Genomic DNA, 19,276 nt, shown 5'->3' with positions numbered 1-19,276 from the left:
ACAGCACCTCAAGGAGATCCGTGACATCCTCACCCGACATCCTCATCGTGGGCTCCGGGCTCGGCGGCGTGGCCGCCGCCCTCGCCGCCTGCCGGGCCGGACGCACCGTCGTCCTCACCGAGGAGACGGACTGGATCGGCGGCCAGCTCACCTCACAGGCCGTCCCGCCGGACGAGCACCCGTGGGTCGAGCAGTTCGGCACCACAGCCTCGTACCGCACGCTGCGCGAGTCCATCAGGGACCACTACCGCCGGTGGTATCCGCTGCGCTCCGAGGCGCTGGCCCTCACCGATCTCAATCCGGGCGCGGGCCGCGTCAGCAAGCTCTGCCACGAGCCGCGCGTCGCCCTCGCCGTCCTGGAGGCGATGCTCGCTCCGCACCGCTCCTCGGGCCGGCTCACGCTTCTGACCGAACACCGCCCGGTCGCCGCCGAGTCGGGCGACGACGACACCGTACGGTCCGTCACGCTCACCGATCTGCGGGACGGCAGCCGTCGTACGGTCAGTGCTCGTTACGTCATCGACGCGACCGAGACCGGCGAGCTGCTCGAACTCGCCGGGGTCGAGCACACCATCGGCGCCGAGGCGCGGAGCGAGTTCGACGAGCCGCACGCCCCCGAAGTGGCGGCGCCCCTCAACCAGCAGGGGATCACGGTGTGTTTCGCGCTCTCCCACCACGAGGGCGAGGACCACACCATCGACCGGCCGGCCGACTACGACTTCTGGCGCGCCTACCGGCCGGACTTCTGGCCGGGACCGCTGCTTGGTTTCCTCGCGCCCGACCCCCGCACCCTGGAGGCCGTACCGCGCACCTTCGTCCCCAACCCGGACCTCGACCCGCTCGATGTCACCGCCGACCAGTCGGCCGACGCGGGTGACAAGGAGCTGTTCGGCTTCCGCCGGATCCTGGCCCGCAAGCTGCACCGGCCCGGCGCCTTCGACTCCGACATCACCCTCGTCAACTGGCCCCTGAACGATTACTGGTTGAAGCCCCTGATCGGCGCCGGAGAGGAGACATCGGCCGCCGCGCTCGCCGAGGCGCGCCAGCTCTCGCTCTCGGTCCTGTACTGGCTCCAGACCGAGGCGCCGCGCGCCGACGGCGGTACGGGATTCCCCGGACTCCGGCTGCGTCCCGATGTCACCGGCACGGTCGACGGGCTCGCCAAGGCGCCGTACGTACGCGAGTCACGCCGTATCAAGGCCGTCACCACCGTCACCGAGCACGATGTGGCGATCGACATCGTCGGCCCCTACGGCGGCACCCGCTACCGGGACTCCGTCGGTATCGGCAACTACCGCATCGACCTGCACCCCTCGACCGGCGGCGACAACTACATCGACATCGGCTCGGTGCCCTTCGAGATCCCCCTCGGCGCCCTCGTACCGCGCCGCGTCCGCAATCTGCTGCCCGCCGGAAAGAACATCGGCACCACCCACATCACCAACGGCTGCTACCGGCTCCACCCGGTGGAGTGGAACATCGGCGAGGTCGCGGGCGCGCTGGCCGCGCACTGCGTCGCCGAAGGCGTCGAACCGCGTCAGGTCCAGGCCGAGGACAAGCGGTTCGACCAATTCGCCCGGCTGCTCGACCGCGAAGGAGTGCAGCGCCACTGGCCCGACGTACGGGGCTACTGACACCGCCCGACGGAACAACGGCGGCGGACAGCCGGGCAGGAGCAGCTCCACCTGCCCCGCCCGGCCCACCGCCCGCGCCATGCCAACTGTGCACAAGGAGGTGCCCAAGCCATGAACACCCACCGCATCCGCGTCGGCATCGACGTGGGCGGAACCTTCACCGACGCCGTGGCCGTAGACGCCACGACCCTGCGACTCCTGGGGCAGGTGAAGGTCCCCACCAGCCACCATCACGAGAACGGTGTCGCCCACGGCATCGTGGAAGCTCTCGACCGTCTGCTGGAGCAGACCGGACACGCCCCGGAGGACGTGGCCTTCCTGGCCCACGGCACCACCCAGGCTACCAATGCCCTGCTGGAGGGCGACGTCGCCACCGTCGGTCTGATCGGAGTCGGCACCGGTCCGAGCGCCGGGTTCACCCGCGGGCTGGCCGCCTTCCGGAAGCTCGAACTCACCCCCGGCAAGCGGCTACCGCTCGTCTACGCCCATGTCGCCGACCCGGACGACGCGCCCGCCGTACGTGCCGCCGTCGACGCGGTCGTCCGGGAGGGGGCCCATGTCGTCGTCGTCAGCCAGCCGTTCAGCGTCGACCGTCCCGAAGGCGAGGACGCGGTCGTCGCGGTGGCCAAGGAGCGCGGTCTGCCGACGACCGCCGCGCACGAGATCACCTCGCTGTACGGGCTCCACAAACGGACCAGGACCGCCGTCGTGAACGCCGCGATCCTGCCGCGCATGCTCGCCACGGCCGACCTGGTCGACGCGTCCATCACCAAGGCGGGCGTGACCGCGCCACTGATGGTGATGCGCTGCGACGGGGGAGTGATGTCGCTGGACGAGATGCGGCGCAGGCCACTGCTCACCGTGCTGTCAGGACCGGCGGCCGGTGTCGCAGGCGCGCTCATGCAGGAGCGCGTCAGCGAGGGCCTGTTCCTGGAGACCGGCGGCACGTCCACCGACATCAGCGTCGTACGGCGCGGCAAGGTCGCCGTCCGGCACGCCACCATCCTCGGCAAGACGTCATACCTGTCGGCGCTCGACGTCAGGACCGTCGGTGTCGGCGGCGGCTCGATGGTCCGCGTCGGCGGCGGCAAGGTCACCGGCGTGGGACCGCGCAGCGCGCATATCGCGGGGTTGCCGTACGCCTGCTTCGCGACCCTGGACGACCTGCGGGACGCCAAGGTCAGCACGGTCCGGCCGATGGACGACGACCCGGCCGACTACGCGGTGCTCGACGCCGCCGGCGGACGTTTCGCGATCACCATGACCTGCGCGGCCAACGCGCTGGGCCGGGTACCCGAAGGGGACTTCGCCCACAGCGACCCGGCCGTGGCCGAGGCCGCGATCGCGCCCCTGGCCGCCGCGCTCGGCACGGACATCGCCACGGCGGCGGCCCGAGTCCTGGACGCCGGCACCGGCCAGGTGAGGTCCGTGGTCGACGCGATGATCCGTGACTACCGCCTGGACAAGGACACCGCCGTGCTCGTCGGCGGTGGCGGAGGCGCGGCAGCCGTCACCCCGCACCTCGCGGCCGTCACCGGACAGGAGGGCAGGATCGCGCGCCACAACGAGGTCATCAGCCCCATCGGTGTCGCCCTCGCCCTCATCCGCGAGCAGGCCGAACGCATCATCCCCGGCGCCGGCCAGGAACAGATCCTCGCCGTACGGGCCGAGGCCGAGGCCGCCGTCGTCGCCCAGGGCGCTGCCGCGGACGGCGTCGAGGTGGAGGTCACCGTCGACCCGCAGACCAGCACCGTGCGCGCCGTCGCGACCGGCGCCACCGAGCTGCGTACGCAGGACCGCGCCCACCGGGCGGACGACGCCGACCGGCTGCGCGCCGCCGCCGACAGCCTCAAGACCGACCCGGCGTCGGTGCGCGTGCTCGCGGGCACCCCGGCGCACACCGTGTACGGCACCGACGTGCACCGCAGGTTCCGCCCGGACCGCCACCCGGTGCGCGTCGTGGACGCCGACGGGGTCGTACGGCTCCACGCGCCGGACGCCCGCGTCGAGGCCACCACCGTCGACCGCGCGCCCGAAGTCCTCGCCGGGCTGGTGCGGGAGGGCACGTCGTACGGCGACGGCGGTATCCGTGCCCCCGCCCTGCGGCTGCTCCTCGGCTCCCGGATCGCCGATCTCTCCGGGGTACTCGACCCGCAGCCGCTGCTCGCACTCGCCCGCAGCGAACTGCGCGCACGCGCCGCCGACGAGCCGGTCATCGCCGTGCTGGAGGTGCGCTCATGACAGTGGCCCTGCTCGACCGCGCCGCGCTCGCGGCGATCGAGGCACTCGAAGCGACGGACGACATCGAGTTCGGCGTCCGGCTGCTCGCGAACACCCCCACGCACGAGCGCCGCGACCCGGCTCTGCTGCGTCAATGGGCGCGTACCGCCGACGAGTTCGGCGCCGCACTCGCCCCCGTCGCCCAGGCGCCCCATGTCGTGGAGAGCGGCGACGGTCTGGCGAAGGGCCTCCTCGCCCGCTACACCTCCAGGCCGGTCCCGACCGTCGAGCTGTTCACCGACACCCTGGCCCTCGCCGACGGGCTGATCGACCGCCTCGGCTGGCGCCACTGGTATCCGGCCGGGTCGGTACGGGCGGCGGCGATCGCCCACGAGGCCGTGCACGACCAGCTCCACCACGGACCGGCGAAGACGGCCCTCAAGCGGTCACTCGGCCATGTCGTGCTGCGCGCGGGACGCCACCGCCTGTACGGCCATGTCGCGGGCGCCGACGAGATCGCCGCCCACGCCTACGCCCGCGCGGTCTGCGGCCTCGGCCGCAGCCCCCTCCTGCTGACGGCCGCCCTGGCCACTGCCGCCGACGCGCGGCAAGGCTCCCCGTACGGAAGAGAGAAGTAACGCCATGGGCGTCGTCATCCTTCTTGTCATGGCGGCCGGTGTCGCCGCGATGCTCACCCGCAGACTCCCCACCGCCTTCGCCCTCGTCATCCTGGCCGTCGCCATCGCTTTCCTCGCCGGCGCCCCGCTGACCGGCGAGAACAGCGTCCTGGACACGGTCGTCCAGGAGGGTGCGCCGGCCCTCGCCGCCACGATGATCGCGATCCTGCTGGGCTCCTGGCTCGGGAGGCTCCTCGACGAGACCGGCATCGCGGGCACCCTCGTCCGCAAGATCGTGGAGTTCGGCGGCGACCGACCGGTCGTGGTCGCGCTCGGCGTCCTCGCCGTCTCCACCCTCGTCGGTACGGTCACGGGCTCGGCGCCCGCCGCGATGCTGGCCGGCATCATCGGCATCCCCGCCATGATCGCCGTCGGTATCCCCAAGGTCACCGCGGCCGGCACGATCCTGATGGGCATAGCCGCCGGTATGCCCTTCGAGCTGCCCATCTGGCAGTTCTTCTCCACCGCGCTCGAACTTCCCGTGGACACCGTGCGCGGCTTCATGATGAAGCTGTTCCCCTTCGCGCTGGCCGCCGCCGTCCTCTTCGTCCTCATCGAGACACGACGACGCGGGGTCGAACACGCGTGGTCGCTCAAGTCCGCTCCGGCGAAGCCCACTTCGCGCCGTGAGCAGCTCGGCGACGCCCCGTGGTACGCGCTGCTCACCCCGCTCGTACCGCTGATCCTCGCCCTCGGTCTCGATGTCGCGATCCTGCCGTCGATGCTGGCCGGCGTCCTGTACGCGCTGGTCACCACCACCCGGCCGGGCGAGATGGGCAAGCGGCTGCTGCGCACCCTGTACGGCTCCTTCGAGATCGCGGCGGCGCCGATCGTCCTCTTCATCGCGATCGGCGTGCTGCTCGCCGCGGTGAAGCTGCCCGGCGCCGTGGCGGCGCTGGAGCCGCTGATCAAGGCGGTCAGCCCGCAGAACCCGGTGCTGTTCGTCGTGGTCTTCACCCTGCTCGTGCCGCTCTGCCTCTACCGGGGTCCGCTGAACGTCTACGGCCTCGGCGCGGGCATCGCCGGTGTCCTTATCGCCGCCGGCATCTACCCGGCCGTCGCGGTGCTTGGCCTGGCCACCTCGTACAACCAGGTCTTCGGTGTGGCGGACCCGACCAGCACCCAGACCGTGTGGAGCGCGCAGTACGCCGGAGTCACCCCGCAGCAGGTGATGCTGCGGACCCTGCCCTATGTCTGGGCCGTCGCCCTCGGCGGCTTCTGCGTCACCGCCGCCAGCTATCTGTGATCTCTCGCTCACTCCCGGGACGGAGCACGACATGACACAGCACGACATGACAGAGCACGACAGCGACCCGAAGCAGCGGCACGACACGCGTGAGCCGCGGAACCCCGGCCGGCGCGTATTCCTGCGCGCGGCGGCCGGGGCCGCCGCGGTCGCGTCCGGGGTCGCGGCCACCGGCGCGACAGCGGGCGGCGCGACCGCCGCCCCCGCCTCGGCCGGGGCACCCGCCGTCGCCGCGGCGCCCGGTGGATTCCCCGACTACCGCTATCTGAAGACGCTTCTGACGCCCTCTCAGCTCAAGTACAACCCCACCGGGGAGATCATCTTCCCGTGCGTCCGGGGCGTCTACGACAAGTTGGCCAATCCGCTGGGCCGTTACTACCTCTACTACGGCCCGCACGACGCGCCCGGCGGTATCTGCCTGGCCTACGGCGACTCGCTGGAGGGGCCGTTCACGGAGTACACCGCGAACCCGATCGTCTCCAACAACTGGCAGCCGCACTACACGGTCTCCCATGTCGCCTCGCCACACGTCCTGTGGAACGAGGACGTCAGGGAGCTGTGGCTCTACTTCCACGGCGAGAACGGCACGACTCGGCTCGCCCGTTCCAAGGACGGCATCACCTTCACCTACGACAAGGTGGTGCTCACCACCGCGATGATGCCCGCGGGCAGCACCGAAACCTCGTACGCACGCGTTTTCCGGCACGACCTGCCCTCGCGTGGCGCGCGCTATGTGATGCTCTTCATGCTCAACAACCAGTCCAACCACCGTGATATCGCCTGGGGCTGGTCGAAGGACGGCCGTGACTGGACGTTCGACCAGCAGCCGCTCGTCCGCCACTCCGACGTCGGGGCGAACAACATCGGCGGCCCGCACCTGCTGAGCCGGAACGGCAGTACGTATGTCGTCTACAACACCAGCAAGGAGAACGGCGGCAACCTGCTGATCACCGAGGTCGGCAACGACTTCAGCCGCCGTGAACACCTCGGTCTCTTCTACGACTCGGCCAACAGCGCGCCGGACAACGGGCGCAGCGCCTCGCCGAGCTTCGGAACCGACCGTGGGGTGCCGTACATGATCTATGAGGCGGGCGAGCGTCTCCAGGGCTCGATCGCGGTCGCACGCGGCTGATCCACCGTAGGGCCCGTCCGGCGGTCTTCGGCTCCGCGGCGGCGTGCGGCATCCGGCGTGGACACGGGGGAGTCAGCCGAACAGATCGGAACCGAGCGGGTGTTGTGGGTCGAAGCCCGGGAGGATCAGAAAGGTCGCACTGGCGGTCGTGGTGGTGAAGGGCAGCAGCGCGTCGGAGGCGTCCATGCGGCTGAGCGTGGCCGTGAAGGTCCGCAGGTCGTTCTGGAAGCTGATGAAGAGCAGGCCGGGGGCGGGCTCGTCGGTGCTGTAGGAACGGCGGAGCATATGGCCGACGCCGACCACGGTGGGGTTCGCCCTGCGGACGTGGGCGTCCACCGGGACGAGATAGCGGCCGTCGGGCGTCTTGGCGCCGAGTTCCGGGCCCGAGGCGACGGTGCCGCCGGAGAGGGGCACGCCGCTGTCCCGGCGCCGCCCGAAGACCGCCTCCTGCTCGGCGACGGACAGGGCGGCGAACCGTGTCAGGTCGAGTTCCATGCGCCGCAGTACGGCCAGGGTGCCGCCGGCGACCGCGGGGGGCCCGGCCAGCCACAGATCGCGCTCCTGCTCGGCGGCCGTGTGCGGGCCCACGATGCCGTCGATGAAGCCGAGCAGGTTGCGCGGTGCGGTGACGCCCTCGGCGACGGGCACGTCCGTACCGCGGCGTCCGGTCTGCCGCCAGCGTTCGCGGACGCGGTCGCCTGCCCGGTCCAGCAGCGCGGCGGCGACGACCGGTACGAGCAGCGCGTCGTCGGCGCAGATCTGTATCAGCAGATCACCGCCGCGTGCCCGCGAGCCGATCCGCTCGCGGGAGAACCGCGGGAGGTCGGCCGCACCGGGCAGTGCGGCATCGGCCGACCGCACCAGCCGCGGACCCACGCCGACGGTCACGGTCAGATCACCCGGGGGCAGGCCCAGCAGCCGGGGGTCCGACCCGGCGGTGAGGGCGCTGATGGCCTCGCCGAGTTCGGCCAGTAACGGGCCGGGCGCCACCGCGGTGCCGAGGTCGGCCACCACGGCCAGCAGATTGCGCTGGGCCGACCGGGGAAGCGTGACGCCCGCCTGATGCCGGCCCGTCGCCGGAACCCGCGTGCGCGTGGCCGACGCGGCAGGGACGGGCGGGCGGGGCTGGGCGGATTCCGATGAGCACCCGGCGATGAGACCGGCGGCCACCGTGACGCCGGTGGCACCGAGCAACGCGCGGCGTGACGGGTGGTGATCGGCGCTCATGATGTGCAGAGTGCCACACCCGCCGCGCGTCCGCCGTTCAACTTCTCTATTCCGGCGGGGAATTCGCCGCCGTGCCAGACTGGGATCATGTCTCGATCAGCTCTTCGCGTGATGGCGGCGGTACTGGGCGTACTGACGCTGGTGTCCGGTTGCAGCGGTGGCGGCGACGACGGATCGGACAAGGGCCGGCGGCCCGAGGGCGCGCGGGTGACGATCCGTGTGCCCGGCGACGCCCCGACGATCTCGGACGCGGTGTCCCTCGCCCACCCCGGCGATCTGGTGCTGGTGGCTCCGGGTGTGTACCGCGAGTCGGTGAAGGTCGACACGGCTCGCATCACGCTGCGAGGCGAGTCCCGGGACAAGGTGGTCATCGACGGGCAGTCGCTGCGGCCGAACGGCGTGGTGGTCACCGCGCCAGGGGTGGCCGTGGAGAACCTGACCGTGCGGAAGAACACGCAGAACGGGGTGCTGGTCACCGGTTCGGCGGCGGCGGTCGCCGGGCTGCCGGGGAGCGGTGGCTACGACACCGGCGACGAACCCGTCAACCTCCTGAAGTCGTTCCTCGTCTCGCATGTGACCGCGACCCGTAACGGTCTGTACGGCATCTACGCGTTCTCCGCGCAGAACGGTGTCATCGAGCACTCCTACACATCGGGCGGGGCGGACTCGGGGATCTATGTCGGCCAGTGCAAGCCGTGCCGGATCGTGGTGCGGGACAACATCTCCGAACTCAACGCGGTCGGTTACGAAGGCACCAACGCCGGCGGCGACATGTATGTGGCCGGCAACCGCCTGGTCGGCAACCGCGTCGGACTGACCATCAACTCCGACCACCAGGAGAAACTGCTCCCGCAGCGCGACGCCGTCGTCGCCGGCAATCTGATCGCGGACAACCAGCAGCCGCGGACCCCCGAACAGGCCGACGGCGGCTGGGGCATCGGTATCGGGGTCGACGGCGGCAGCGACAACCAGTTCATCCGCAACCGGATCACCGGCAACACCAACGCCGGGCTCGTGATCACCGCGACCGCCGACCTGACCGCGGACCGCAACCGGATCACGGACAACACCTTCACCGCCAACGGCGTCGACGTCGGGTGGACGTTCCCCGCCGCCACCCGCGGACAGGGCAACTGCCTACGAGGGAACGCGCTTCGGCGGACCGTACCCGCGAGGCTCGCGGACACCGCGTCCTGCCCGGTTTCCGCCATGTCGCCCACGCCCTCCGGCAGTTGGGCGAGTCCGGCGGCGCCCGCGGGCATCCCGTTCACCGAGGTGGCCGCGCCGGGCCCGCAGCCGGAGTTCCCGCGTGCCACCACCACGGGCGCCACCGTCGTGCCGGACGTTCCGGCGCTGCCGGACATCGCGGACATCGCGCTGCCGTCGGCGTCGCTCCTCGCCACCGGGGCGCGGGTGAGCGGCGGCTAGGACGCCGGTGTGATTCCGGGGACCGGCTGGACGGGGACGTACGCCCGGGTGTCGAAGTCGAAGACCACCGGCTGCGGCTCGGAGGCGATACTGGCCTGAACCCGGTACATGGTGCCGTCCGAACCGATCCAGTAGCGCACGGTCCCCGACGCACTGGCCTTGGTATCGCCGTCCGGCCCCTTCATGATGTCCGTCCGATGGCCGTGCACCGTCTCCTGCCCGACCCATGCCGCGCCGTTCTGCGGCAGCAGCGCGGCGTTGTCCGGCCGGTCGCTGCCGAGGCCGAGCGCGATGCCCAGCGAGCTGTCCAGGGTCATGCCGGACGTCCGCAGCGGACGGCTGTGCCAACCGGACGTGGGCGGCGACGCCGGTGCGGCTGCCGGGGGATCTGTCATGGGGTGGACGAGGACGGTGGTGGCCGTCCACTGGATCAGCCCCTCGCTGGACGTGTCGCGCCCGGTCCCGTGCACCACCCCGTAACCGGTATGGGTGCGGTAGTCGATGGATCCGGTGATCACCAGCCCGCCGGCGGCGTTCGGCACGGTGATCGTCACCGCCCGGCCCCCCGCCTGGTAGTTGAGGAAACGCGTGACCGCCAGCCGGTTCACCTCGTCCGAGGTCAACGCCCGCGGGCCGGTGGGGCCACCGCTGTTGCCGAGGAGGACGAAGGCGGTGATCGCGGCGGCCGCGACGCCGACGACGGCGGCTACCACCCATCGTCGCCTCGGCCACCGGTGGCGCCGGCCCGTCTCGCGCCCCAGGGGACCCCGCTTGATGTCGATGCTCCGCGTTCTGATGCTCCGCACGCGGCGCGACTGTAACAGGTTTCCGCGGAGGCACCACCAAACTCTGCGTTTACCGGACATGACGTTCCGTCAACTTGTAGGCTCCCCCCGGCATTTGCCGAGTTGGCAACTGCGTAGGACGACGCAAAGGAGCGCCATGCCATTACGTGGACTGGTGCGGGTAGGGCTGTCCGGCCTGCTACTGGTCGGGGGCAGCGCAGGAACGATCTTGACCGGCGCCGGGCAGGCCGGCGCTTCGGCCTCCGACGGCACCCTGACCGTCGAGGTACTGCGGGACTTCTTCGGCACCGGCGTCATCAACTCGACCATGGACGTGCCGCAGCGGGGAATGAAGGTCGATGTATCCGACCCCGCCGGTCATCACGTCACCGGTGTCACGGATGCCACCGGAAAGGTCATCGTGCCGCCGTCGGGCGAGCTCACCGGCGGCCGGTACCGGGTCGATGTCACGGTCCCGGCACCGTACAACGACTATCTGCGGGCGGCGCCCGCCTCGACCGCGCCGAACCACTTCGACAGTTTCACCACGTTCGTGGACGTCTCGGACGGCAAGGACGACTCGGTGATCACCGGCGTCTGGGACCCGGCCGACTACGCACTGCCCGACACCCGCTACTTCGTGCCGATCCAGAGCGGCGCCAGCGGTACGGAGACCCGGGCACTGGTGGCGTTCGGGACGGACGCCCGCGGCAACTGCCCGGACCCGCGGGCATGCCCGGAGGTGATCAACACCCAGGACCAGGTGGGCACGACCTACGGGCTGGCCTACGACAAGTACCGCGAGCAGATCTTCCAGTCGGCGTTCGCCAGGCGGTACACCGAGTACGGCCCGGAGGGCGGCAACGCGATCTACACCGTGCCGGCCGACGGCGACGGTGACCCGACGCTGTTCGCGAAGGTGCCGGGCGCCACCGAGACGGAGCACGACACCGCCAACCTGATCAAGGACGCCGGATTCACCGACGCGCCGGGCAAGGAGAGCATCGGCAGCCTGGCCCTGTCGGAGGACGGCTCGACCCTGTACGCGGTGAACCTGCTCACCCGCAGCCTGGTCAGCTTCGACGCGACGAAGCCCACGGCCTCGGCGCCCGAGGAGACCGTGCCGATCCCCGACCCGGGCTGCGCCTCGGCGGACGACTGGCGTCCGTTCAGCGCCGCCACCCACAACAACACCCTGTACGTCGGAGGTGTGTGCAGCGCGGAGAGCACACAGGAACGCGCGGACCTGAAGGCCGTCGTCGCCACCTATGACGGCGACGAGTTCACCACCGTGCTGTCCCAGCCGCTGGACTTCGAGCGCGGAGCCGTACTCACCGGCAACTCCGACGACCAGGTCAACCACTGGAACCCGTGGAACACCGACCTGGCGGACTGGGACGGCCACACCGTGAACGGCTGGATCATGGATCCGCAGCCGCAGCTGGCCAGCCTGGCCTTCGCCCGTGACGGCTCGCTGATCCTCGGCTTCCGTGACCGGTTCATGGACGTCGTGAGCTGGGGCGGGCTGGACCCGAGGCCCGGCATCGACACCCCGCAGAGCGGCATGGCCGGCGGCGATATCAATATGGCCTGTGTCACGCCCACCGGCGAGTACGAGTGGGAAGGCACCGGCAACTGCGCCGACCACGCCACGGACCCCACCCTCGACGGTGTCCAGCCCCCCGGCGTCGTCGAGTACTTCCCGGGTGACTTCTTCCCGAACGGCGGCTCCGCGACCCAGCCAGGGCCGCACCAGGAGTCGTCGCTGGGATCGGTCGCGTACATCCCGCAGCAGCAGTGGGTCGTCAGTACGCAGATGGACCCGACCGGACGGGTCGCCACCAGCGGAACCGGCTATTACGACGTCGCCACGGGCCTTGGCCCCGGCAACGACCCGGTCAACAACGCGTACGAGTTCGTCGGCCAGAACGAGGGCGGGTTCGGCAAGGCCGGTGGTCTCGGCGACATCGCGTACGCCGCGGCGAACGCGCCGATCCAGATCGGCAACGTGGTGTGGTTCGACGGCGACCACAACGGCATCCAGGACCCCGGGCAGGTGCTGCTGCCGGGTGCGACGATCAACCTGCTGGACGCCGATGGCAAGAAGGTCGCCACGACCACGACCGATGCCGCCGGCGAGTACTACTTCGGTGGTGTCGGCGCGGAGTACGAGCTGACGCCGGGCGCCAAGTACACCGTGCAGTTCGATGTGTGCACCGCGGACACCAGCGAGGTGCCGGGCCGGCCGGCCGCCACCGACCTGCGGTTCACCTTGCCACGGGTCGGTGACGACCGGGTACATGACTCCAATGTGACCCCGCCGACCACCGGCCGACTGTGCGATGGGTACGCCCCGGTCACCGCACCGAGCACGCCAGGAGGGGTTGATCACACGATCGACGCCGGCGTGTACATCCCGGAGGCGGCATCGCCGACACCCACGCCGCCCCCATCCACGTCCCCGACTCCGACCCCGACACCGTCACCGGTGCCGCCGACGGGCCCGGCGCCCAACACCCCGGCACCGGCCGGCCGGCCGCCTGGTTCCCTCGCGAACACCGGTACATCCGACATGGGAGAGATTCTCGCCCTCGTGGCCCTGCTGCTCGGCGCGGGAGCGGCGGTCGTCCTCGTCACTCGTAAGCGGCGCCCCAGGCATCGCTGACAACCGAAACCCCCGACGGGCCGGTGCGACGCACCGGCCCGTCGGCATGACCGGCCGGCGAATGTGTCTCAAAGGGGCCTTAAGTGCTCCAATGTGTGTATGCCAGTCTCGCCCCATGAAGAAGATCATCGCGATGTCCGCCGCTGGGCTGACCACCGCGACGCCGCTGTCCGGGGCGGCGCATGACTTGTGCCGTGACCAGCCGCACAACAAGTGCCCTGCCTGGATGAATCGGTGACGGACCCCGAAGACCGGGAGCAGCAGGCGGGCGTCAGCCGCCAGCTGCTGTACTACCTCAACGCCCCCATCGCCGAAGGCTGCCGCCTGCGCGGCGTTCTCCCTGCCCCTGGTGCCGTACGGATCGCCGTTCGCGTGGGCGAGGGCGAGGGGAGCGACACGTTCCTCTACGAGATCCCCCACGACTGCGTGGCTCCCGCACGCATTCCCGGCATCCTGCGCGCCGTCATGTCCGAAACCCGGTTCTACGGCAGTGGCGACGTCGGTGATGTGCTCGGAATGACGCTCCTCCGTCTTCGCCCGGAGGAGATCACCCCCGCGCCCGAGCCGGAGGAGGACCAGGCGCTGAGGGCCCTCCTCGGGCTCGGGCTCGGAGGCAGGGGCGGGGGCGGGGGCGGTCCTGACGATGAGAACCCCTTCCTGATCGGCTTTCTGATGAAGGACGACGGCCTGATGCGCGTCTACGTACAGCGTCGGGGCCACACCCGTCTCATCGGCGTCGACATCCGCCTCACCGACCACACCACCGCGCTGACCGCCTCGATCCCTTCTCTCGTCGAGGAAGAGGAGCGCTACCGGCCCTCACTGGACGATCCGCATTGCGATCTCGTCGTGGACCTGACCGACTGGTAGGCCGCCGCGAGCGGGACTTGAGCCGCTTGGTTCGCCCCGGCGACATGAGATCTCGTGATACATGAGAGGGTCGGCCGAGTGAGCGAGACACCACCGAGAACCCTGCAATACCGCTGTGATGGGCCGGAAGAGGCCCCAGTCCTGATCTTGGGACCCTCGTTGGGGACCACGTGGCACATGTGGGATCGCCAGGTGCCGGAACTGGCCCGCCAGTGGCGGGTGTTCCGCTTCGATCTGCCCGGCCACGGCGGCGCCCCCGCGCACCCCGCGACCAGCGTTCCCGAGCTGGCGGAACGGCTGTTGGCCACGCTCGACGGGATCGGGGTGCAGCGGTTCGGCTATGTGGGCTGCTCCATCGCCGGTGCCATCGGCGCCGAGCTGGCGCTGCGCCGTCCCGACCGGATCGCCTCGCTCGCGCTGGTCGCGGCCTCGCCCCGGTTCGGTACGGCCGACGAGTTCCGGCAGCGCGGGGTGATCGTCCGCGCGAACGGGCTGGACCCGATGGCCCGCAGCGCGCCCGAGCGCTGGTTCACCCCGGGCTTCGCCGCCGCGCAGCCTGCCATCGTCGAATGGGCCGTCCAGATGGTCCGTACCACCGACCCCGGGTGCTATATCGCCTCCTGCGAGGCGCTGGCCGCCTTCGACATCCGGGCGGAGCTGGGCCGTATCACCGTACCGACCCTGGTGCTGGTCGGCGCCGAGGACCATGTCACCGGGCCCGCTGAGGCGCGCACGCTGGTCGCGGGGATACCGGACGCCCGGCTCGCGCTGGTGCCCGGTGCCTCCCATCTGGCGCCCGTCGAGCAGCCCGCCGCCGTCACGGATCTGCTCGTCCACCACTTCTCCACCGCCTGGTACAACCCGTCCGACACCTCCACCGGCCTCACCGTCCTGCCCGACCGGGGCCCCGTGCCATCGCTCTCGGCGACGGTCGGCCCGATCGCGGAGATCGCCCCCGTCGAGCAGCCCGAGGCCGTGACCACCGGGCGGCCCGACCCGTACGAGGCGGGCATGCGGGTGCGCCGGCAGGTCCTGGGCGATGCCCATGTGGACCGCGCCATGGCCGCCGCCGACGACTTCACGGGCGACTTCCAGGAGCTCATCACTCGCTACGCCTGGGGCGAGGTATGGACCAGGGAGGGCCTGGACCGCCGTACCCGGAGCGCCGTGACGCTGACGGCGCTGGTCGCGGGCGGCCATCTGGAGGAGCTGGCCTTCCACACGAGGGCCGCGCTGCGCAATGGCCTCACCCCCGCCGAGATCAAGGAAGTGCTGATCCAGACGGCCGTGTACTGCGGAGTTCCGGCCGCGAACACGGCGTTCCGGGTGGCGCGGACCGTGATCCAGGAGGAGACCACGCCCGAGGCGTAGCAGGATGGGGGGTGTGGTCGCCGATACGTGGCAACGACACCTGTACATGGCACCCACATGCGAGGGAGGCGGTCAGCGGTGAAGCTCACCAAGAAGACACACGCCTGTGTCCGGCTGGAGAAGGACGGCCGTACGCTCGTCATCGACCCCGGCGGCTACACCGAGGACGATGCCACGACCGGCGCGGACGCCATCCTGGTCACCCACGAGCACCCCGATCACTTCCACGAGGGGCATCTGCGGGCCGGTCTTGAGGCCAACCCGGCGGCCGAGCTGTGGACACTGCGCAGCGTCGCCGACCAGATCTCCGCCGCCTTCCCCGGGCGCGTTCACACGGTCGGCCACGGCGACAGGTTCTCCGCCGCGGGTTTCGACATCCAGGTCCACGGCGAGCTGCACGCGGTGATACACCCGGACATCCCGCGGATCACCAATGTCGGCTATCTCGTGGACGGCTCGGTCTTCCACCCCGGCGACGCGCTGACCGTCCCCGACCACCCGGTCGAGACGCTGCTGCTGCCCGTACAGGCGCCCTGGAACAAGATCTCCGAGGTGATCGAGTACGTACGCGAGGTCAAGCCGCGACGCTCCTTCGATGTCCACGACGCACTGCTCGCGGAGCTGGCCCGGCCCATCTACGACACCCAGATCGGTGGCCTGGGCGGCGCGGAACACGGCAGGCTCGCCTCGGGACACTCCGTCGAACTGTGACTGTCAGACCCCGCCGATAGGCTGTCCCGCATGCGCATCGCGACCTGGAACGTCAATTCGATCACTGCCCGGCTGCCCCGGCTGCTGGCCTGGCTGGAGAGTACCGGTACGGACGTGCTGTGCGTCCAGGAGACCAAGTGCACGGAGGAGCAGTTCCCCGCCGAACAGCTCCGTGAGCTGGGCTACGAGTCGGCGGTCAACGCCACCGGACGGTGGAACGGGGTGGCGCTGATCTCCCGGGCCGGCCTGACGGACATCGTCCGGGGGCTGCCCGGCGGACCGGAGTACGAGGGCGTGACGGAGCCGCGCGCGATCGCCGCGACCTGCGGCCCCGTCCGGCTCTGGTCGGTGTATGTGCCCAATGGCCGCGAGGTCGGCCATGACCACTACGCGTACAAGCTGCGCTGGCTGGAGGCGCTGCGCGTGGCGGTGGCCGACGACGCGGCGGGCGCGCGGCCGTTCGCGGTGCTCGGTGACTTCAATGTGGCCCCGGCCGACGAGGACGTATGGGACCTGTCCCGCTTCGAGGGGGCCACGCATGTCACCCCCGCCGAGCGTGCGGCGCTCGCCGCGCTGCGCGGGGAGGGGCTCTCCGATGTGGTGCCCCGCCCGCTCAAGTACGACCGCCCGTACACCTACTGGGACTACCGCGAGCTGGGATTCCCGAAGAACAAGGGCATGCGCATCGATCTGGTCTACGGCAACGCGCCGTTCGAGGGCTCGGTCAAGGACAGCTATGTCGACCGCGAGGAGCGCAAGGGCAAGGGCGCCTCGGACCACGCCCCTGTCGTCGTGGACATCGACGTCTGAGGACGGCCCCCGGCCCAGCGCCCGGTCCGCGCGCCCTATGGTGCGCCGGCAAGCGGAATGGCACGCTGAGCGGTATGAACATCCCTTTCTTGGACAACTGGCGCAAGCGGCACGGCGGCGAGGACGCGGCCTCGCTGGCCTCCGTCGTCGACGGCGACCCGGAGGGTGTGGCCGAGTTGCTCGCCGAGTGTGAGCTGCTGCGTGCCCGGGCGGGGGAGAACGGTCTTGAACTGGACGACTCCCCGGCCTCGTTGGAGGCCCTCGACCAACTGCCGCCGCGCTGGCGCGACGACCCCGAGGAGCTGCCCTGGCTGGGCAATGACGCGGGGCTGTATCTGGGCACGGTGATCGTCCGTACGGTGCCCGGCGCGGTCTGGCACATCTGGCCCGGCGGACACCCCGTGGTGCGCCTCGTCTCCGGGCGCGAGATCCCGGTCGTCGAGTCCGGTCTCGACTGGGCGGCGACCGGAGCGCCCGAGCTGTCCCAGGTCTACGCGGAGGCCGCCGAGGCCTGACCCCGGCCTCCTGCGAAGTAAGTCCTCCTGTGCGGTACGTCGCCCTGTGCGGTATCCCTGTGCGGTAAACCCTGTGCAGTAAATACGGCTTATGCCCCACATGTGCGTGTCGAGCACGAAGTCCCTTGTCCGGCTGGATAGTTTGCGCTGACTTCGACACAGCCGGGAGTGGGTGGGGCAGCGTATGGCCGTCGATTCCTTGATCGAACTGCGGGGCGTCAACAAGTACTACGGACCGTTGCATGTCCTCCAGAACATCGATCTGACGGTCGCCCGCGGGGAAGTGGTCGTGGTCATCGGCCCTTCGGGCTCCGGGAAGTCCACGCTCTGCCGGACCATGAACCGGCTGGAGACGATCGAGTCGGGCCGGATCACCATCGAGGGAACGCCCCTGCCGGCCGAGGGCCGCGGGCTCGCCCAGCTCCGCGCGGAAGTGGGCATGGTCTTCCAGTCGTTCAACCTCTTCGCCCACCGGACCGTGCTGGACAATGTCTCGCTCGCGCAGATCAAGGTCCGCAAGCGGAAGAAGGAGGACGCCGACCGGCGTTCCCGGGAACTCCTCGACCGCGTGGGACTCGTCTCCCAGGCCGACAAGCTGCCCGCGCAGCTCTCCGGCGGCCAGCAGCAGCGCGTCGCCATCGCCCGCGCGCTCGCCATGGACCCCAAGGCCCTGCTCTTCGACGAACCCACCTCGGCGCTCGACCCGGAGATGATCAACGAGGTGCTCGAAGTCATGCGGCAGCTCGCCCGCGAGGGCATGACGATGGTCGTCGTCACCCATGAGATGGGCTTCGCCCGCTCCGCCGCCAACCGCGTGGTCTTCATGTCCGACGGTCGTATCGTCGAGGACCGCACCCCGGAGGACTTCTTCACCGCCCCGGAGAGCGACCGGGCGAAGGACTTCCTCTCCAAGATCCTCAAGCACTGAGGGGGTGCGGTCCATGATCTCCGGTCGCGCACCGCGTACGGGCCGTGCACCGCGTGCCCGCCGGGCACGGCGTACCCGCTGGGCACCGCGTACGGGTCGCGCACCGCGTACGGGCCGTGCACCGCGTACGAGGAGAACCTCTACGGCGAGATCCCTCCTGGCGCTCCTGCCCCTCCTGCTCGCCCTGCCGGCCGCGCTCGTCGCCGGCTGTGGAAAGCCGGGCAGCCCGCCCGTGAAGGGCCCGCGCGCCGACACCCTGCCCCACTACCGGGTGGACACCACCTTCCGGCTGCCCGGCTCACCGACCTGGACAGCGGCGAAGCGGCGGGGGTATCTGATCGTCGGCGCCAAGGAGGACCAGCCGTACATGGGCGAGAAGGACCCGGCCACCGGCGTCTACTCCGGATTCGACATCGAGATCGCCAAGATGATGGCGGCGTCCCTGGGCTTCGCCCCGAGGACCATCCGCTTCCGTACGATCGCCTCCGCGAACCGGGAGACCGCCCTGCAGAACGGGCAGATCGACTACTACGTCGGCACGTACACCATCAATGAGAACCGCAAGAAGCTCGTCGGATTCGCCGGCCCGTACTACCTGGCCGGGCAGTCGCTGCTGGTGAGGACCGACGAGCACGACATCCACGGGCCGCGGGACCTCGACGGCAAACGCGTCTGCTCGGCCGCGGGCTCGACCCCGTACCAGCGGATCCAGCGGGACTACCCGCGCATCCAACTCGTCGGCTACGACACGTACTCCGCCTGTGTGGACAATCTGCTGACCTACCAGGTCGACGCCGTCACCACCGACGACACCATCCTCCAGGGCTACGCGGCCAAGGCGCCCGGCGAACTCAAGGTGGTCGGCAAACCCTTCTCGAAGGAGCCCTACGGGATCGGAGTCCCGCGCGGCGACAACGCGCTCCGCCTCGCGCTCGACGACGCCCTCGCGGCCAACGAGAAGAACGGCAACTGGCAGAAGGCGTACGACGCGACCCTCGGCCTCTCCGGGCGCCGGGCCACCCCGCCCCCGCCGATCGACCGTTACCCGGCGAGCTGA

17 protein-coding genes are annotated in these 19,276 nt (G+C 70.6%); 15 read left to right on the top strand and 2 right to left on the bottom strand.

The genetic code is table 11. The features are described from left to right. Window positions 1-20: 20 nt before the first annotated feature. The 5 genes from AB0M67_RS01660 to AB0M67_RS01640 all read left to right on the top strand — a co-directional run bounded on the left by AB0M67_RS01660 (window position 21) and on the right by AB0M67_RS01640 (window position 6,909). Complete coding sequence (locus tag AB0M67_RS01660; protein ID WP_365741434.1) at window positions 21-1,634, top strand: FAD-dependent oxidoreductase; 1,614 nt, start codon at window positions 21-23, stop codon at window positions 1,632-1,634. Window positions 1,635-1,745: 111 nt separating this feature from the next. Then, on the top strand, window positions 1,746-3,875 hold the full coding sequence (locus tag AB0M67_RS01655) for a hydantoinase/oxoprolinase family protein (protein WP_365741432.1): 2,130 nt from the start codon (window positions 1,746-1,748) through the stop codon (window positions 3,873-3,875). After that, a complete protein-coding gene (locus AB0M67_RS01650) occupies window positions 3,872-4,492 on the top strand; it encodes a hypothetical protein (protein WP_365741430.1) in 621 nt (206 codons plus the stop codon). Before AB0M67_RS01655 ends, AB0M67_RS01650 begins: the two co-directional genes overlap by 4 nt. Before the next feature lie 4 nt (window positions 4,493-4,496). Next, window positions 4,497-5,777, top strand: a complete 1,281-nt coding sequence (locus AB0M67_RS01645; RefSeq protein WP_365741428.1) for a transporter — start codon at window positions 4,497-4,499, stop codon at window positions 5,775-5,777. Between the two features lie 46 nt (window positions 5,778-5,823). Then, entirely contained in the window at window positions 5,824-6,909 is a 1,086-nt protein-coding gene (locus AB0M67_RS01640; RefSeq protein WP_365741836.1) for a hypothetical protein, read from the top strand. A gap of 72 nt (window positions 6,910-6,981) precedes the next feature. Here the strand turns inward: AB0M67_RS01640 and AB0M67_RS01635 are convergent, their stop codons facing one another. Beyond that, the gene (locus AB0M67_RS01635; RefSeq protein WP_365741834.1) at window positions 6,982-8,139 is read right to left on the bottom strand and encodes a Dyp-type peroxidase; all 1,158 of its coding nucleotides are present in this window, start codon (window positions 8,137-8,139) and stop codon (window positions 6,982-6,984) included. Between the two features lie 84 nt (window positions 8,140-8,223). On the opposite strand from AB0M67_RS01635, the gene AB0M67_RS01630 reads away from it, so the two are divergent. Continuing rightward, a complete protein-coding gene (locus tag AB0M67_RS01630) occupies window positions 8,224-9,564 on the top strand; it encodes a right-handed parallel beta-helix repeat-containing protein (RefSeq protein WP_365741426.1) in 1,341 nt (446 codons plus the stop codon). Here AB0M67_RS01630 and AB0M67_RS01625 read toward each other — a convergent pair. Further along, on the bottom strand, window positions 9,561-10,241 hold the full coding sequence (locus tag AB0M67_RS01625) for a hypothetical protein (RefSeq protein WP_365741832.1): 681 nt from the start codon (window positions 10,239-10,241) through the stop codon (window positions 9,561-9,563). The genes AB0M67_RS01630 and AB0M67_RS01625 overlap by 4 nt on opposite strands. Before the next feature lie 265 nt (window positions 10,242-10,506). On the opposite strand from AB0M67_RS01625, the gene AB0M67_RS01620 reads away from it, so the two are divergent. From AB0M67_RS01620 to AB0M67_RS01580, 9 genes are all read left to right on the top strand, one after another. Beyond that, window positions 10,507-13,014, top strand: a complete 2,508-nt coding sequence (locus AB0M67_RS01620; protein WP_365741424.1) for an SdrD B-like domain-containing protein — start codon at window positions 10,507-10,509, stop codon at window positions 13,012-13,014. A gap of 115 nt (window positions 13,015-13,129) precedes the next feature. After that, window positions 13,130-13,252, top strand: coding sequence for a hypothetical protein (locus AB0M67_RS01615; protein WP_365741422.1), 123 nt, complete (start codon window positions 13,130-13,132; stop codon window positions 13,250-13,252). Further along, window positions 13,249-13,884, top strand: a complete 636-nt coding sequence (locus tag AB0M67_RS01610; protein ID WP_365741420.1) for a hypothetical protein — start codon at window positions 13,249-13,251, stop codon at window positions 13,882-13,884. The genes AB0M67_RS01615 and AB0M67_RS01610 overlap by 4 nt, the downstream gene beginning before the upstream one ends. 78 nt (window positions 13,885-13,962) lie before the next feature. Beyond that, window positions 13,963-15,255 (top strand): 4-carboxymuconolactone decarboxylase, encoded by a 1,293-nt coding sequence (gene pcaC / locus AB0M67_RS01605; protein ID WP_365741418.1) that lies wholly within the window; start codon window positions 13,963-13,965, stop codon window positions 15,253-15,255. Window positions 15,256-15,312: 57 nt separating this feature from the next. Beyond that, window positions 15,313-15,966 carry an MBL fold metallo-hydrolase gene (locus AB0M67_RS01600; protein ID WP_365741416.1) on the top strand — a complete coding sequence of 218 codons (654 nt, stop codon included), beginning with the start codon at window positions 15,313-15,315 and terminating at the stop codon, window positions 15,964-15,966. Window positions 15,967-15,996: 30 nt separating this feature from the next. Then, complete coding sequence (locus tag AB0M67_RS01595) at window positions 15,997-16,776, top strand: exodeoxyribonuclease III (RefSeq protein ID WP_365741414.1); 780 nt, start codon at window positions 15,997-15,999, stop codon at window positions 16,774-16,776. A 74-nt stretch (window positions 16,777-16,850) separates the two neighbouring features. Beyond that, on the top strand, window positions 16,851-17,291 hold the full coding sequence (locus AB0M67_RS01590; protein WP_365741412.1) for a DUF6278 family protein: 441 nt from the start codon (window positions 16,851-16,853) through the stop codon (window positions 17,289-17,291). A gap of 184 nt (window positions 17,292-17,475) precedes the next feature. Continuing rightward, a complete protein-coding gene (locus AB0M67_RS01585; protein ID WP_365741409.1) occupies window positions 17,476-18,219 on the top strand; it encodes an amino acid ABC transporter ATP-binding protein in 744 nt (247 codons plus the stop codon). 13 nt (window positions 18,220-18,232) lie between these two features. Further along, on the top strand, window positions 18,233-19,276 hold the full coding sequence (locus AB0M67_RS01580) for a glutamate ABC transporter substrate-binding protein (RefSeq protein ID WP_365741407.1): 1,044 nt from the start codon (window positions 18,233-18,235) through the stop codon (window positions 19,274-19,276).

The sequence above is a fragment of the Streptomyces sp. NPDC051662 genome (assembly GCF_040681655.1).
Lineage (GTDB): Bacteria > Actinomycetota > Actinomycetes > Streptomycetales > Streptomycetaceae > Streptomyces.
Note: the sequence above shows the minus strand (reverse complement) of the source record. Positions and strands in the feature narration are given on the sequence as shown.

Excerpts from the sequence above, each read along its gene's own strand:
- AB0M67_RS01655 (WP_365741432.1), top strand. The coding sequence starts at position 1,746 with ATGAACACCCACCGCATCCGCGTCGGCATCGACGTGGGCGGAACCTTC.
- AB0M67_RS01650 (WP_365741430.1), top strand. The coding sequence starts at position 3,872 with ATGACAGTGGCCCTGCTCGACCGCGCCGCGCTCGCGGCGATCGAGGCA.
- AB0M67_RS01645 (WP_365741428.1), top strand. The coding sequence starts at position 4,497 with ATGGGCGTCGTCATCCTTCTTGTCATGGCGGCCGGTGTCGCCGCGATG.
- AB0M67_RS01640 (WP_365741836.1), top strand. The coding sequence starts at position 5,824 with ATGACAGAGCACGACAGCGACCCGAAGCAGCGGCACGACACGCGTGAG.
- AB0M67_RS01630 (WP_365741426.1), top strand. The coding sequence starts at position 8,224 with ATGTCTCGATCAGCTCTTCGCGTGATGGCGGCGGTACTGGGCGTACTG.
- AB0M67_RS01620 (WP_365741424.1), top strand. The coding sequence starts at position 10,507 with ATGCCATTACGTGGACTGGTGCGGGTAGGGCTGTCCGGCCTGCTACTG.
- AB0M67_RS01615 (WP_365741422.1), top strand. The coding sequence starts at position 13,130 with ATGAAGAAGATCATCGCGATGTCCGCCGCTGGGCTGACCACCGCGACG.
- AB0M67_RS01600 (WP_365741416.1), top strand. The coding sequence starts at position 15,313 with ATGCGAGGGAGGCGGTCAGCGGTGAAGCTCACCAAGAAGACACACGCC.
- AB0M67_RS01595 (WP_365741414.1), top strand. The coding sequence starts at position 15,997 with ATGCGCATCGCGACCTGGAACGTCAATTCGATCACTGCCCGGCTGCCC.
- AB0M67_RS01590 (WP_365741412.1), top strand. The coding sequence starts at position 16,851 with ATGAACATCCCTTTCTTGGACAACTGGCGCAAGCGGCACGGCGGCGAG.
- AB0M67_RS01585 (WP_365741409.1), top strand. The coding sequence starts at position 17,476 with ATGGCCGTCGATTCCTTGATCGAACTGCGGGGCGTCAACAAGTACTAC.
- AB0M67_RS01580 (WP_365741407.1), top strand. The coding sequence starts at position 18,233 with ATGATCTCCGGTCGCGCACCGCGTACGGGCCGTGCACCGCGTGCCCGC.